Origin of the sequence: Edaphobacter sp. 4G125, assembly GCF_014274685.1 — a bacterium.
In the GTDB taxonomy this organism is placed as follows: Bacteria; Acidobacteriota; Terriglobia; order Terriglobales; family Acidobacteriaceae; genus Edaphobacter.
Map to the genome: position 1 here is coordinate 3,452,164 of NZ_CP060393.1, position 14,218 is coordinate 3,466,381.

15 protein-coding genes are annotated in these 14,218 nt (G+C 55.8%); 10 read left to right on the top strand and 5 right to left on the bottom strand.

The window, feature by feature from the left end; genetic code table 11:
* The first annotated feature begins 21 nt into the window (after positions 1 to 21).
* Positions 22 to 1,071 (top strand): hypothetical protein, encoded by a 1,050-nt coding sequence (locus H7846_RS14345; RefSeq protein ID WP_186692981.1) that lies wholly within the window; start codon positions 22 to 24, stop codon positions 1,069 to 1,071.
* A 45-nt stretch (positions 1,072 to 1,116) separates the two neighbouring features.
* Here H7846_RS14345 and H7846_RS14350 read toward each other — a convergent pair whose 3' ends face one another.
* Positions 1,117 to 2,367 carry an HD-GYP domain-containing protein gene (locus tag H7846_RS14350; protein WP_186692983.1) on the bottom strand — a complete coding sequence of 417 codons (1,251 nt, stop codon included), beginning with the start codon at positions 2,365 to 2,367 and terminating at the stop codon, positions 1,117 to 1,119.
* A gap of 170 nt (positions 2,368 to 2,537) precedes the next feature.
* Positions 2,538 to 4,202, bottom strand: coding sequence for an alpha-L-fucosidase (locus H7846_RS14355; protein ID WP_186692985.1), 1,665 nt, complete (start codon positions 4,200 to 4,202; stop codon positions 2,538 to 2,540).
* A gap of 239 nt (positions 4,203 to 4,441) precedes the next feature.
* On the opposite strand from H7846_RS14355, the gene H7846_RS14360 reads away from it, so the two are divergent.
* Positions 4,442 to 4,903 (top strand): hypothetical protein, encoded by a 462-nt coding sequence (locus H7846_RS14360; RefSeq protein WP_186692987.1) that lies wholly within the window; start codon positions 4,442 to 4,444, stop codon positions 4,901 to 4,903.
* 76 nt (positions 4,904 to 4,979) lie between these two features.
* Here the strand turns inward: H7846_RS14360 and H7846_RS14365 are convergent, their stop codons facing one another.
* Entirely contained in the window at positions 4,980 to 6,050 is a 1,071-nt protein-coding gene (locus H7846_RS14365; RefSeq protein WP_255460656.1) for a M23 family metallopeptidase, read from the bottom strand.
* 248 nt (positions 6,051 to 6,298) lie between these two features.
* On the opposite strand from H7846_RS14365, the gene thiL reads away from it, so the two are divergent.
* From thiL to H7846_RS14380, 3 genes are read left to right on the top strand one after another with little or no spacing between them, the layout of a single operon-like run.
* On the top strand, positions 6,299 to 7,330 hold the full coding sequence (gene thiL / locus H7846_RS14370) for a thiamine-phosphate kinase (protein WP_186692988.1): 1,032 nt from the start codon (positions 6,299 to 6,301) through the stop codon (positions 7,328 to 7,330).
* 20 nt (positions 7,331 to 7,350) lie between these two features.
* Positions 7,351 to 8,472 carry a cystathionine gamma-lyase gene (locus tag H7846_RS14375; RefSeq protein WP_186692990.1) on the top strand — a complete coding sequence of 374 codons (1,122 nt, stop codon included), beginning with the start codon at positions 7,351 to 7,353 and terminating at the stop codon, positions 8,470 to 8,472.
* 6 nt (positions 8,473 to 8,478) lie between these two features.
* On the top strand, positions 8,479 to 9,054 hold the full coding sequence (locus tag H7846_RS14380; RefSeq protein WP_186692992.1) for a hypothetical protein: 576 nt from the start codon (positions 8,479 to 8,481) through the stop codon (positions 9,052 to 9,054).
* A gap of 6 nt (positions 9,055 to 9,060) precedes the next feature.
* On the opposite strand, the gene rsmD is transcribed toward H7846_RS14380, so the two are convergent.
* Complete coding sequence (gene rsmD / locus H7846_RS14385) at positions 9,061 to 9,633, bottom strand: 16S rRNA (guanine(966)-N(2))-methyltransferase RsmD (RefSeq protein WP_186692994.1); 573 nt, start codon at positions 9,631 to 9,633, stop codon at positions 9,061 to 9,063.
* A 38-nt stretch (positions 9,634 to 9,671) separates the two neighbouring features.
* On the opposite strand from rsmD, the gene H7846_RS14390 reads away from it, so the two are divergent.
* Together H7846_RS14390 and rsmI are read left to right on the top strand one after the other, a co-directional pair.
* A complete protein-coding gene (locus tag H7846_RS14390) occupies positions 9,672 to 10,787 on the top strand; it encodes a CBS domain-containing protein (protein WP_186692996.1) in 1,116 nt (371 codons plus the stop codon).
* A 104-nt stretch (positions 10,788 to 10,891) separates the two neighbouring features.
* The gene (gene rsmI / locus H7846_RS14395; protein ID WP_186692998.1) at positions 10,892 to 11,794 is read left to right on the top strand and encodes a 16S rRNA (cytidine(1402)-2'-O)-methyltransferase; all 903 of its coding nucleotides are present in this window, start codon (positions 10,892 to 10,894) and stop codon (positions 11,792 to 11,794) included.
* Between the two features lie 102 nt (positions 11,795 to 11,896).
* Here the strand turns inward: rsmI and H7846_RS14400 are convergent, their stop codons facing one another.
* Positions 11,897 to 12,319 carry a hypothetical protein gene (locus tag H7846_RS14400; RefSeq protein ID WP_370561281.1) on the bottom strand — a complete coding sequence of 141 codons (423 nt, stop codon included), beginning with the start codon at positions 12,317 to 12,319 and terminating at the stop codon, positions 11,897 to 11,899.
* 75 nt (positions 12,320 to 12,394) lie between these two features.
* Between H7846_RS14400 and H7846_RS14405 the strand changes: the two genes are divergently transcribed.
* From H7846_RS14405 to H7846_RS14415, 3 genes are read left to right on the top strand one after another with little or no spacing between them, the layout of a single operon-like run.
* A complete protein-coding gene (locus H7846_RS14405) occupies positions 12,395 to 13,345 on the top strand; it encodes a PLP-dependent cysteine synthase family protein (RefSeq protein WP_186693000.1) in 951 nt (316 codons plus the stop codon).
* A gap of 7 nt (positions 13,346 to 13,352) precedes the next feature.
* Positions 13,353 to 13,817: a Mov34/MPN/PAD-1 family protein gene (locus H7846_RS14410; protein ID WP_186693002.1), complete on the top strand. Its 465-nt coding sequence runs from the start codon at positions 13,353 to 13,355 to the stop codon at positions 13,815 to 13,817.
* Between the two features lie 2 nt (positions 13,818 to 13,819).
* On the top strand, positions 13,820 to 14,137 hold the full coding sequence (locus H7846_RS14415; protein ID WP_186693004.1) for a MoaD/ThiS family protein: 318 nt from the start codon (positions 13,820 to 13,822) through the stop codon (positions 14,135 to 14,137).
* Positions 14,138 to 14,218 lie beyond the last annotated feature (81 nt).

Genomic DNA, 14,218 nt, shown 5'->3' on the forward strand with positions numbered 1-14,218 from the left:
ATACAGAGTAGAAACAGACAGGTGGCGATCGCTATTTCACCCAATCTCAGCATGCGTAAATCTGTACGATACTCTCTGTTCGCGTTTGCAGCGTTGATCTTTGTGTCAGCCATCGTCCTTGCTTTACGCAAGTCGATTCCTCCGAAGGCCGCGCGTCTGCTTCCTGAAGCCGACGCGATCGTTTACGTTAATCTCAAGCCTCTTCGCCTTGCAACAAACTTCGACAAGACTCCGGTCAACCGCGCTCCCGAATACCAACAATTCATCGATGCCACGGGGATCGTGCCAGAGCGTGATCTGGATGACGCAGCCTTCGCACTGCATCGCATGAGCAATCCCAATGGCCCAAATGGTCCTGTGGGGTACTCCGAAATCTTCGAAGGGCGTTTCGATAGTGACCGGCTTGCCCGCTATCTCGAATCCATCGCTATCTCTCGTGAGAACTATGCAGATCACACGATCTACACGATAACGATCCACGATGGCGAGATCACCCGCCCTCTTCGTATTACACAACTCAGCAGCAACTCTCTTGCTGCATCCAATATGCCCACCGCAGAGCAGATCCATTCCATCCTGGATCACAGTCGCTCTGTGTCACTCTTCTCCGGTCCAACGATGCTCTCGGCGCTCTATCGCGATGTCCCCATGTTCGCCAGCGCCTGGGGAGTTGGACGGCTTGGACTTCCCTTCTCCGAAGCAGGCTCCATCAGTGTCCTCGGTTTGCAGCTTCCACTCTCGGCGGATAATCTCTTTGTCGCCAGCCTCCGTTATGCAGCAGCGGTACAACTTCGTATCGAAGACATCGCTTCCAGCGAAGCCGAAGCCGCGCAAACTGCGCAGAAGCTTTCGACACTGCTCGGCCTTTTTCAATCACTTCAACAGATGCAGACACATAACCAGGAAGACACTGTTCTCGCCCAGATGGTCGGCTCCATTAAAGTGGAGCCGCATAAAGAGCGTGCCGTCCTGACAGCGACGATCCCGCTGGACCTGTTGCAGACATTCACCCGTTCTGCTACTGCCTCTCAACAGGACACCACGCCGGCTACGCAACCAGATCTGAAGTAAAGCGCGAACAAAAACGATGAAGTTGGGTTAGCTCTCGATAGAGCATTATGCGCAGTAACGCGAAAGCTGCCCGTCTGCATCCACTTCAGGATCGATATCCTGTGGGCGATAATCTCGCAGGTAAACAAGCAGTGCCTGGATGCACTCCCGATCCAGCTTCGGTCCGGAAAGCGAATTCAGGATCGGCAGAATCTCTCCATAACTCAGACCTTCGCGATAGGGCCTGTCCTCAGAGAGCGCTCCATAAACATCTGCGACGGCAATGATTCGCGATTCAATGGAAAGATCGCAAGCCGTAAGATGATTCGGGTAACCGCTCCCGTCCAGCTTCTCGTGATGTTCTCCTGCAACGATCGCAATCTCGCGAAATGGCCCAATCTGCTCAAGAATCTTTCTTGTCAATCCTGGATGTCTCCGTATGACCTTCCATTCGGCCACCGTCAGCTTCGTCCGTTTGTCCAGAATCTTGTTCGAGATACTCAGTTTCCCCAGATCATGCAGCAAAGCCGCGCGCCACACTAGCCGAACTCTGTCCGGAGCCAGTCCAAGATTTTGAGCAATCCCTCGTGCAAGCTCTGCTACTCCCATCGAATGACGAAACGTGAAATTTGACTTGGCATCCACAACCTCGGCAAAAGCTTCGCACACCCGGTCGATCTGTTCCTCGTCCAATGGCTGGCTCCTGCGGGGATCAAGATCAAGAACCGCCTGCCGGGTCTGCTCGTGACTGTCCGTCGCGCGACAGTTCGTCCACAGCTTGTCCTCACGATCCAGAGAAAGCGCTACCTTCACCAGATCAGGATCAAACCAGCTCCCGCTCCACTCACCCAACGTTTCGATCGCGATCTCCGGATTCCGTCCGATGGAAAACATATCTAGGTGCTGAGCAATAGCGGCAATCCTGGCAAGTCGAGGGATAGCCGCTCCTCGGATATGGTTCGGATACCCTGAACCATCCCAGTGCTCTTCAAGGTTGCGCACCGCCTCGGCCGCATGATCCCCCATCCCCAGTTTGCTGACGATGTTGCCTCCACGATCGCAGCGAAGGCCGACCATTTCCTCGTTACCGATGTCCTTGAGCAGCAGGGCATAGTACAGACTGCTTCTCTCTTCTGCGCTGATCCCGGCTTCTTCGGCGATCCGCATTCCCAACAGACAACTGCGAAGAGCGTGTCCGCTCACTGTGCCATCCGTCAGCTCCACGGCAAACGAGAGCGCCGAGATCACCTCGGATAAAGAGATCGAACCCTCTCTCTCCTTCTCATCCCATCGAAAAGTGGCCGACGTTGCAGCCATAACCTTGTTCCGCATCTTTTTTTACCAGAGAGCCCAAAAACCGGGGGAGGGGGCCGCACTGACGGCACAGGGCGTAAACCTCAGAATACCCGCACTAAACTATAGTGGCCCCGCCCGAACATCGCAAACTACACAAAAGATGCATGGTCATTTCTTCCCTATATGGAGATCTACTGTGACTTCCGCAGGGTCTTTTCAACTCCGTACAGGGTCAGCAAGGGATGCCGAACCACCGCTCGAAACTCGTAATGTCCCGATACCGGCAGACCTTCTAGCTCCGCTGAAAACTTGCCCGTTTGAGTCACAGTTTGGCTTGGGACTGCAATCCATGCGGCGGTACGGGCATGAATATCTTCTCCATCGATCGGGCGATACTCAAACCCCACCTGGACTGATTTCTCGCCTCCCATATCCAACAGGTCACCCTCCAGACGATAGCTGCCCGAACTTGCATCCCATCGATAAGCCCCGGTCTGGACTCGTGGCGGAACCAGAGCAGGCTCCACATTGGTCATCTTCACCACCATAGGATTCGGCCACTTTTTGTTGTCCTGCAACCGTTGCGATCGCATCGTGCGGATATGCAATCCATCGTTCTCCATGTGGAAAGTTGTCTTCGGCGTAACTCCCGGTGCATACTCCAGCACTTCGCCATTGGCTCCCAAGACACTAATTTCGGTCTTGGCAGTCGCCTTTACCGAATGCAGCACCAGCTCCTGCCACTGGCCCAGCTTCCAGGGCGTCGCTGGATCGACAATCGCATACAACGCACTCGAATCCTTCTTCTTCGTAAACCAGACATCGCCTTCATTCGTCAGGATCCAGGGCCGCACTCCATAGATCGCCTCCGAATTCACGAACATCCATAAAGCAAACTCGCGCAAACGCTCTTCTTGCTCAATCGCTAATTCACCGTTCGGCTTCGGCCCCACATTCAACAACAGGTTGCCCCCCTTGGCGCGTGTCTCGACCAACAGGCGGATCAGTTCATGTCCCGATTTCAGATGATCATTCTGCGGCTGATACTGCCATGCATCTCCCATCGTGATGCACGATTCCCACGGTTCGTCGAATGCCTGCCCAGGAATCGTCTGCTCAGGCGTTCTCATCGCTCCACGCGTCACCACAATCTCTGGTTGCAGCTTCCACGCCAACTGTCGCAGACTTGTTGCTTCTCCATCAAAAAAGATCACGTCCACAGGGCCATACTGCGTCAACAGCTCGCGAAGCTGCGCACTGTCGTACTGCAGCAGGCCGGGATTATGGCTCGGCTGGACATCTTCCACTCCACGCTGAATTACCTTGCCGTTCTTATGCAGCCAATAAAAATCATCCGGCGAAAAATACAGTCCCGGCGCAATCCCTTGCTCACGAAATGCCTTTAGAACCTCTGCCGTAATATCGCGATGGAAAGGTGTATTCATCACGTTGAACGGGGTCGTAGCCGTTGCATACATTCCAAAGCCGGAGTGATGCTTCGCTGTAAAGACGACGTATTTCACTCCCGCCAGACGGGCCAGCCGTGCCCATTCCTGCGGATCGAACCCTATCGGATCAAATGTCTTTGGCAGATCATTGAAAAATCGTTCTGTGTAATCCGGAGAGGCCCCGACCAACGAATGGCTGATCGTAACCCCAAGCTGGCTGTCGACACTCCAGTGAATAAAAAGACCGAATCCCTGGTCACGGAACCACTCCACGCGGTCCGCCTTGTTCAAGGAGCTGGTGTAGTCGGTGTTCTCTCCAACAATCGGTTTCCCTTGAGCATCTCCGCTCAATGTCGCCGCCCCAACCAATCCCACAACCAGCAAACTACGCAGCCAATGCCGAAACATACATTTCTATCCTCTCGTGCAAAGATGCCCGCCTTCGATCGGACAAATCGCGATTCCAAAATGAATTGCCAAGTTTCTCCCGAGCTTTCACTCTAATCGGTTTTTACCCATAAGCTCATGCTGTTACGAACAAAATCATTACGGACAACCTTTAGGCAACCTTAATCGCTTCTTCAGTCGTTATTAAGCCTTCCCTGTCATTCTTCTTCCGCCTCATAAAAGGCGAAAAGGAGATCCATATGACAACTCGCTGTTACCCCATCGCAGCATTGATTCTCGCCCTGACTCTTCCCACCTTCGCGCAGGAGAAAAAAATCGGACGCTCTGCGCTGCCGCCTGTGGTTGAAAAAGCCGTCCAAACAGAAACAAAAGATGCCACGGTCAAGGGCTTTGCAGAAGAACGTGAACACGGCAAAATTTTCTATGAGGTCGAGACCGTAACCAACGGCCACACGCGTGACATTCTCTTCACTTCAGACGGCAAGATTGCCGAGATTGAAGAAGAGGAAGCCTTTGACTCGCTTCCCACAAATGTACAAACAGGGCTCAGAAAGAAAGCATCCGGAGCGACCATCGAGAAGGTTGAATCGCTTTCTAAAAAGGGACAGCTTGTCGCTTACGAAGGAACAATCCGACGTAATGGGAAATCTGCCGAGATCCAGGTAGGCCCTCAAGGTCAGAACCTTGCCCATGAAGAGTAGTCCCGACGCTTCTGTCCACAAAAGAAAAGAAGAGAGGGATCTCCCTCTCTTCTTTTGTCATCTCATAATTTTCATTTTAGCGGTCGAGTCCTGCCGCCTTTGCAGGAGCAGTCGAAACCGATCCCCCGGTTGCCGCTGGAGTCTCATTTCCGAGCTCCGCCAATGTCACTCGGAGATACTTATGCGGATTCACCGGAGTATTGCGAATCCGGACCTCGTAGTGGAGATGCGATCCGGTAACGCGACCACTATGCCCGACATAGCCGATCACCTCGCCGCGAGTCACCGTCTGGCCAGGCATCACCGCAAAACCCGACATATGCCCATACAGTGTCTCCACGCCATGACCGTGATCGATCACCACGGCGCGGCCATATCCGTTTTCCATCTGGGCGGTCTTCACGACACCGTCGCCCGTCACACGAATCGGCGTTCCGTTCGGTGCTGAGATATCAAGCCCCTTATGAAACTCCCCTTCACCGTTACCCAGGATTGGATCTTCACGCTGCCCAAAGCTGCTCGTAATAGGCCCCATCACCGGCCACAACGTTGGTACAAACGCAGCGGCATTCGCATCCAGAGCAGAAAAACTGCCAAACGTTCCCATCCCATAACCCGGACGAGTCATCCCGAGGGCTCGCATCGCAGAGCCGCTCATCGCCTGGTTGCGAAGCGAATAAAACGCATCCAGAGATTTGTAATAGCCCTCGTTCGTCAGACTGGCCGTCTCAGTCAAAGGAGTATTAGCAACGGTCTCCGCGACCGCTGCGGCATTTCCTTTCCCGGATTTGCCTGTCATCCGCCCCATTGGAATCGCCAGCTTGCTCGCCGTCAGGCCATAGAGCGCAGAGATCTCATTCGCCAGCGAGCCCAACGAAGCCGCCTGAATGTCCTTCTGACGCGCCTCTTCTTCAAGATGGACATAGTCTTTCTGCAGAGTATTGTGGTCCTGGCGCAACTGGTTGAAGCGCGCTGTCTTGATCAACATTCGCGAATAGGAGCCTGCCAGACCGGTAATCGTAAATAACCCGATCACCGCCGCCGCTACAAACAAGTAGGCATAGTGCAGAGGCACTGGAACCTTATTCAGGCTCCCATCCTCATCACGGCTCACGAACATGATGTAGTGACGTTTTTTAAGCTTCAACCCAAAACTCAAGCCCACAATTTAGCCGTCTTTCACGGCGCGGAGAGTTGGTAAACACAAATCCCTGATGGGAAATGAAATTCGGCAATCGCCATTTCGAAACGGCAAGACTCTCTTGAGCTTTTTCGAGGGTAACAAACGGTCAGACCCCATGCAACCAAATACCCATATAGCCACCGCTACTTGCAATATTTTGCGCTTTCACCATATATTCGCTCTTCATGGCGGCGAGGTATTCTCATTCAGAGATGGTCCGCCAAAAATTTTCGATACGTGGAGAGCTCGACCTGATCGAGCAGATTCGCCGTACCTTTTCTCATAAAGATTCTCGACATAAAAATCTCGCCCTTGGCATAGGAGATGACTGTGCCATCCTTCGTCCCCCCACTGGACATGAGATTCTCGTCACTACAGACTTCACCATCGAAAACCGGCACTTTCGTCGCAATCTCCATCCACCGTTCTCCGTAGGCCACCGCTGTCTGGCTCGTGGCCTCAGCGATCTCGCCGCTATGGGAGCCACGCCTCTGGCTGCCTTTCTCTCCCTGGCCCTTCCTGCCCTCTTGCTCCGAACCCGTAAAGGCCAGCATTGGATCAAGGAATTCTTCTCCGGACTCCATGCCCTTGCGCAGGAACACCATACTCCTCTCGCTGGAGGAGACACCTCGGAATCTCCCGCAGACCTCATCCTTGCCGACATCATCCTCGTCGGCTCTGCGCCTCGCGGCCGTGCCCTTCGCCGCTCTGGTGCGCATACAGGAGATGTTCTCTACGTCACCGGCGCACTTGGGGGTGCCCATGCTGAGCTTACTGCACTGCTGAAAAAGAATCGTCGTTCCCGCATCAACACGGCGACGCAGGATCATCCACATCTCTTCCCTCAGCCACGACTCGCAGTAGGTGCGGCACTTCTTCAGCGAAATCTTGCATCGGCAGCCATTGATCTCAGCGATGGGCTCTCGACCGACCTTACCCATCTCTGCGAGTCCTCAAAACTCCGCGCAGAAATCGAAGTCTCTTCCATCCCTCTGCACCCTCTCACGCAAAAACTCTCACATGAGGACGCCCTCCATGCCGCGCTTAACGGCGGTGAAGACTACGAGCTCCTGTTCGCCGCCCCTGCCAATAAGCGCGTCCCACGGCGGATTGCCGGAGTCCCCATCACACAGATCGGGACACTTCATCCTTCTCGTCCTGGAAGACCTCGGATCACCCTTAACTTTCCCGATGGAACCACATCCGGGCTTAAGCCTGCCGGCTGGCAACACTTCTCGCGCTGACAACTTCGTACAATCAATCCATGCACGAAGCAACAAAGATCATCCGTTCGACTCTCACCCGTTCCGTCGCCGGTGAGCCGCTTCACTCCGGCCCGGTCTTTGCCGCTCCTTATCACGCTCCGGGCGACCCCTCATCTATCCCGTACACCTACGCCCGTTCTCACAATCCCACCTGGACGCACCTGGAAAAAGCCATCGGCCAGATGGAATCCAGCGAGGATTATCGCGCCTCTGCTCTCGTCTTCGCCTCCGGCATGGCCGCCTGCACCGCCGTCTTTGGAGCTATCCTTCGCCCCGGCGACATCGTCGTACTTCCCTCCAACGCTTACTACGCCGCCCGCGTCCTTGCGCAGCAGTACTTCGCCGAAATGGGGATCCAGATCCGCCTTGCTCCCACTGCGAACAACGCGCAAGGCGAGCATCTCCAAGGAGCAAAGCTGCTCTGGATCGAGACTCCCAGCAATCCCACCATGGAGATCTGTGACATCGCCGCGCTCTGCGAAGCTGCGCACCGCGCCGGAGTCCTCGTTGCTGTCGACAACACCACTCCGACACCACTTGGACAACGTCCTCTCGCTCTCGGCGCGGACTTCTCTGTCGCCTCCGATACCAAGGCAATGACTGGCCACAGCGACATCCTCCTCGGGCACGTTGCCGTTCGCGATCTCGAGCTGCGCCAGAAGATCGACCAGTGGCGCACCCTCACGGGAGGCATTCTCGGCCCCATGGAGGCCTGGCTCGCGCTACGGTCGATCGCGACGCTTCCGCTGCGACTCGAACGCGCCTGTCAGAACGCACAGCGCATTGCCGAGTTCCTTTCAACACGCTCCGAGGTTGAACAGGTCCTTTATCCCGGCCTTCCCTCTCACCCCGGCCATGCTATTGCCAAAAAGCAGATGAGCTACTTTGGACCGGTCCTCAGCTTCATCCTGCATGACAAGGCCGCCGCCGAATCTTTCCTGGCGCATTCGAAGCTCTTAACCGATGCCACCAGCTTTGGTGGCATCACCTCATCGGCCGAGCGCCGTGCACGTTGGGGGGGCGACCAGATCGCCGAAGGCTTCATCCGTCTCAGCGCAGGCTGCGAAGACATCGACGATCTCCTTGAAGACATCGCGCAGGCTCTCGCCGCAACCCGATAAATCGAAATGAAAAACATCTTTCCGCACTCCTGGACTGCTGAGGTTCTCACCTCTTCGCCTCTCATTGCGCCGGCACGCCAATACACCTACCCCCGCCAGATTGCCGGAGAAGAGGACGCGCTGGCCCGCGGCGCACTTCAGCTCATGATTCAGCCAGCTACAGGAGGCCAGTTCCTCGCGACCTGTGCTCTCGGCTTCACCGATCGTTCGATGCCCACTGGCCTCTTCTCTTGCCCAAATCCCAACGAGCTATGTGCCGTCGCAGGAGGCTATGCCTACATCATCGATACGCTCCACCCGGAACGCTCCACACACATTCCATTAAAGCCAGTCGTCGAAGCCCTTCCCCTTCCCTCACAGAACCTACTCATCTTTACTGGCTTCCACACAATCTATGCCTGGGGAACGAACGGTGAAGCATGGCACACCTCACGCTTGAGCTGGGAAGGCATACGGCTCTTAGGAGTCGAAGGAAATACCCTCCGCGGGACCGGATGGAATATGCTCACCGACAGGGATGTTCCCTTCACCATCGATCTCCTCACCGGAAGACATGAAGGCGGCAGCTTCCCCCCGAGCTAAAAATATTCAGGGAATCTCCCGTCGTACCGCATAAAAACTGAGAGCAGCATCTCCCTGTTTCAGTACCCGCACGCGCTCCAGTGCGCCATAGCCCTCCGCCAGGTCCACCTTACTTCGGTGCTCCGCAATCACCCTTGCATCCTCGGCCAATAATCCCAAGCCTCGTGAGCCCAAAAACGCAAGCGTGCGCTCATACTCCTCCTCAGCTTCATAAGGAGGATCAAGAAATACCAGGTCGGCCTTCTCGCTACGCCGTACAAGCCCTTCCAATGCTGCTTTCGCTCCACCCTCTTCCACACGAAATCCGCTACTGATCTTTAGATCGGCTACATTCTCGCGAATCGCTCGCAGCGCTGCTGGCGTACTTTCAGCAAACCAGCAGAACTCTGCTCCACGGCTGATTGCCTCGATTCCCACCGCACCTGAGCCTGCATATAGATCGACAAACCGCGCTCCCTCGATGCGCGGAGCAAGCACATTGAACAGCGTCTCCCGTAACCGGTCGCTGGTGGGCCTGGTCTTCATCCCCTTCGGCGCATTCAGTGTCCGCGACCGAAATTTACCTGCAATAACGCGCATTCCCCTCCTTGCACAAGCGCACGCATACAATGATAAGCATGCGCTCATGGTCCTTTTCGATCGGCAGAATCTTCGGTGTGGAGATCCGTATTCACACGTTCTTCCTTCTGCTGCTCGGTCTCTCCATAAGCTACTCCTCTGTCTCTGGATCAACCGGCGTTCGTGGCTTTGCACTCTGGCTCCTGCTGCTGCTTGCCATCATTGTTCGTGAGATCGCTCGCGCCCTCGCCGCTGCCTGGTACAACCTCGAGCTTCGAAGCATCCTTCTGCTGCCCACTGGAGGTCTCCAGCACTATGCCACTCCGGAAGCAACAGATCTTGCTGCCACCCCAGAGATCGGAAAACGGCTCGGTCTCGTTGGCCCGCTCACCAATCTGTTCTTCGGACTCTTTCTCGGCGCTGTCATCTTGACCGTCTCTCCTGAGATCAATCTCATGGAAAAACCTTGGTTGACCCCAGCTCATCTCCTTCGGGGCTCGGTCTGGCTCAACATTCTGCTCGCAGTCGTCAATCTTCTTCCAGCTGCGCCACTCGATGGAGGAAGGATCTTCCGTGGCGAGTTTACCCGCACTCACGGCGTTCTCAAGGGAACCCGCGCTGCAGCCGGTCTTGGTCAGATCATTGGAATTCTCCTCGCCATTGCCGGCTGCATTCTGCCGAATATGTGGCTCATCATGATCGGCGGCTTCGTCTTCATCGGCGCACACATGGACGACTCCAACCTTCTTCTCGCCTCCGAAACCGATCCCGTTCTTATGCGCGACATCATGCTTACGGACTTCAGCATGCTCTCGGCGTCCGACACGCTGGAAGAAGCATTACAACGCTCCGTACATACCCTGCAGGATGTCTTCCCCGTCGTACGCGGCAGCAATCTCGTCGGCGCTGTCTCGCGCCAGAGCATCGTCGAAGCATTGCAAGCCGAAGGGAATGGCTACATTCAGGGAGTGATGACCCGCTCCTTCCAGACCGCCCAGCCCGATGATTCCCTTGTGAAAACCCTGCGCCGCATCATGACAGGCCAGGGCGCCCAACTGGTTCCCGTTCTTGATGGCAACCGCATCGTCGGAATCATTACGCCCCAGAATCTGGCACATTCCATCGGCCTCCTCAATGCCCGGCGACGGCTTCGTCAACAAGGCCAGCAGGAATAAAACACGGGGGCCATAATTTTCAGCTGCCATACGAACAAACAGTGTCATCCTGAGCGAAGCGGTGAAACCGCGAGTCGAAGGATCTGCGGTTACAAAGCAGTGCGATGAAATCTATTTCCGATCAGAACCCGCCTCTCGCCCCCGGCCTCTACCTGGTCGCAACTCCTATCGGCAATCTCGAGGACATCACCCTTCGCGCGTTGCGTATCCTTCGCTCCGTCGATCGCATCGCCTGTGAAGACACCCGCCAAACCCAAAAACTCCTCAACCACTTCGCGATCACAACTCCGACCGTCAGCTATCACCTGCACAACGAAGGTCAACGTTCTGTGGAACTGGTAGAGCAGCTCAAAGACGGAGCCAGCATCGCCGTCGTGTCCGACGCTGGAACTCCAGGCATCGCCGATCCTGGCCACGAGCTCGTCACCGCAGCCATCTCCGCTGGAATCCCCATCTTCCCGATCCCCGGAGCCAACGCCGCCATCAATGCTCTTATCGCTAGCGGATTAGCAACCGAACACTTCACTTTTCATGGCTTTCTTCCGGCCAAAGAAGGCCAACGCCGGACCGCACTTGAAGCTTTCAGAAAGCAGGCCAGCGAGTCGGCACTTCAGCAAGCCGGCACCCACATCTTCTACGAAGCTCCTCATCGCATCCTAGACACGCTTGCCGATATTGAATCCACCTTCGGACCCGCTCAACCTGTCGTTATCGCGCGTGAAGTCACCAAGCTTCACGAAGAATTCCTCCGCGGCACCGTCGCAGATCTGCGCTCCCAGCTTGGATCGCGAGCCTCGGTCCGTGGAGAAATCGTCCTTCTCCTCTCTCCCATTGCCGCCCAATCAACTGGACTCCTAACCCGCAGCATCGCTGAAGAGGTTGCGGCCCTGATGCAATCGGAATCTCTGTCGGAAAAAGACGCGCTCAAACGAATTGCTCGCGAACGCGGCATCGGCAAAAGCGAAGCTTACCGGGAGCTTCAACGCGAGCAAAACCGCCTGCGCTGACTTCTCCCAGAGGTATCATTACGACCGAAGACCCGCGGGCCGAAGCGGAGAATTCCCGCATTTCGCCCATATTGGCAAGGATTAAAGAGCAACCTTACCGCCCTACTCCCGCCCCTTCACCCTGTCGTACATATACACGTCACTGGTTGTTCCCAGCGATTCGTTATAGAGGTTCGGAGAACCGATCGCCTCTTTCAGCTCTTCGCTGAACTCGTGCAATGAACGCAGGTGGTCCGCCGTCGCAGGAACCTCCAGCTTGCTCGTCTTGAAGAACTTCTGGTATCCACGATCCAACAACCGCGCAATCTCGCCATTCAGCAGGATTCCGGGCCGTGAAAGGATCTCTGGCGTGCCATCCGGAGCCGCCGCAATCTCTGCGGCGCACCCATACTTCCTTACTTGGATAGCGTTCGGCGCCCTCTTTGCACCGTCTTGCGCCGGTGCCACATCAAATCGTTGACTACCAAGTAGAGGAAGAACATCGTTGAAGCTGCGCTTCTGGGACTTTTTCGCGATTAGTGCCATACGTTAGACTCAACTTAACTGTCGCATATCCGTTGGCGCGCTTCAATCCGTCCAACCGCAACAAACCGGGAGAACATGATTACCACCGTCAAAATGCTCGGCTCGACCATCCTCGAACGCATCGGCAATACGCCGCTGATCCGTCTCGATGGCCTCACCGCGCATCTCGGGGAATCTGCCTCCGGAATCCAGATCCTTGGGAAGGCCGAGTGGGCCAACCCCGGCGGCTCCGTCAAAGACCGCGCAGCTTCTGCCATCGTCACGGATGCTCTGCAGCGCAGTCTGATCGGAAATGGCAAGGGCCTGCTCGACGCCACCAGCGGAAACACCGGAATCGCCTATGCCATGCTCGGCGCGGCCCTCGGCTTCCCGGTCACGCTCTGCATGCCCTCCAATGTCTCGCCTGAGCGCAAAAAGTATCTCTCCGCTTATGGCGCAAACGTCGTCTGGACCAATCCCGCCGACGGCTCCGATGGAGCCATCCGCAAGGCCCGTGAGCTGGCCGCCGCAGACCCCGGCCGCTATTACTACGCCGACCAATACTCCAACGACGAGAACTGGCGCGCCCACTATCGCACCACCGCCAATGAGATCTGGCAGCAAACCGATGGTCAGATTACGCATTTTGTCGCAGGCCTTGGCACCTCCGGCACCTTTATGGGCACCACTCGCCGCCTCAAGGAGCTGAATCCATCCATCCGCTGCATCTCCATGCAGCCCGATTCAGCCTTCAATGGCCTTGAAGGGCTCAAGCACATGGCTACCGCCATCGTGCCGCCCATCTATGATTCACACCTCGCCGATTTCAACATCGACATGGACACCGAGATCGCCTATCGCATGTGCCGTACCCTCGGCCGCAGTCACGGCCTGCTCGTCGGTATCTCCGCCGGGGCTGCCGTTGCCGCCGCCGTCCAGGTCGCCGAGCAGGAAGCTCAGGCCGGACGCGAGGCCGTTATCGTCACCATTCTCCCCGACAGCTCCGAGAAGTACATGAGCGACCGATTCTGGCAGGAACAGGATTAGAACGACTATGTTGCAGATTACCTATACCGACTACGAAGCCCTGCGCGCCCACGGCGAAGAGACCTACCCGCACGAGTGCTGCGGTGTCATGCTCGGCAAATCGACTCCTGAGGGAAATACCGTCAGCCAGATTGTGCGTGCTGGAAACACTCGCACCGACTCCGCTCATAATCGCTACAACATCGCCCCACAGGAGCTCGTCAAAATCCAGCGTCAGGCCCGCAATCTCGGTCTCGACATCGTCGGCTTCTACCACTCGCACCCCGACCATCCTGCTCAGTGGTCTCCGACAGACTTCGCAGAAGCTCACTGGATCGGCTGTTCTTATGTCATTACCGCCGTCGAAAAAGGCAAGGCGGCCATTACTAATTCCTTCCTCCTTACCGGAACCAGCGAGGAAGACAAAAAGTTTCTTGATCAAGCGATTGAGATCGATGTTGCAGCATCGCAATCCAATTCACAGAAAGGTTAGGCATGAACATTCACATCCCAACCCCGCTCAGGACATACACCGGCGGAGCTGAGACAGTCGCAGTCCCCGGCACCACCGTCGCCGAGGTCTTCACCAATCTCACCAGCCAATATCCTGATCTCAAGCAGCAACTCTTCAGCAATGAGGGCAAGCTCCGCTCCTTCGTTAACGTCTACCTCAACGACGAAGATCTCCGTTATCTTCCTGAAAAAGAATCCACTTCCGTTGCCTCGACCGACGAACTTACCATCATCCCCTCCATCGCTGGCGGAACTGACCGCAAAAACTCCCTTTGTTGTAGCTGTTGTCCCCTCCTCTAGTTCCATCCCGAACAACTAAGTCGTCATTCTGAGCCGTAGGCGAAGAATCCCTGTGTTTTTACAGGATGCAGACTTGTCTTT

Coding starts and splice junctions, on each gene's coding strand:
- H7846_RS14410 (WP_186693002.1), top strand. CDS start 13,353: ATGTTGCAGATTACCTATACCGACTACGAAGCCCTGCGCGCCCACGGC.
- H7846_RS14380 (WP_186692992.1), top strand. CDS start 8,479: ATGAAAAACATCTTTCCGCACTCCTGGACTGCTGAGGTTCTCACCTCT.
- H7846_RS14390 (WP_186692996.1), top strand. CDS start 9,672: ATGCGCTCATGGTCCTTTTCGATCGGCAGAATCTTCGGTGTGGAGATC.
- thiL (WP_186692988.1), top strand. CDS start 6,299: ATGGTCCGCCAAAAATTTTCGATACGTGGAGAGCTCGACCTGATCGAG.
- H7846_RS14405 (WP_186693000.1), top strand. CDS start 12,395: ATGATTACCACCGTCAAAATGCTCGGCTCGACCATCCTCGAACGCATC.
- H7846_RS14360 (WP_186692987.1), top strand. CDS start 4,442: ATGACAACTCGCTGTTACCCCATCGCAGCATTGATTCTCGCCCTGACT.
- H7846_RS14400 (WP_370561281.1), bottom strand. CDS start 12,319: ATGGCACTAATCGCGAAAAAGTCCCAGAAGCGCAGCTTCAACGATGTT.
- H7846_RS14375 (WP_186692990.1), top strand. CDS start 7,351: ATGCACGAAGCAACAAAGATCATCCGTTCGACTCTCACCCGTTCCGTC.
- H7846_RS14415 (WP_186693004.1), top strand. CDS start 13,820: ATGAACATTCACATCCCAACCCCGCTCAGGACATACACCGGCGGAGCT.
- H7846_RS14355 (WP_186692985.1), bottom strand. CDS start 4,202: ATGTTTCGGCATTGGCTGCGTAGTTTGCTGGTTGTGGGATTGGTTGGG.
- rsmD (WP_186692994.1), bottom strand. CDS start 9,633: ATGCGCGTTATTGCAGGTAAATTTCGGTCGCGGACACTGAATGCGCCG.
- rsmI (WP_186692998.1), top strand. CDS start 10,892: ATGAAATCTATTTCCGATCAGAACCCGCCTCTCGCCCCCGGCCTCTAC.
- H7846_RS14350 (WP_186692983.1), bottom strand. CDS start 2,367: ATGGCTGCAACGTCGGCCACTTTTCGATGGGATGAGAAGGAGAGAGAG.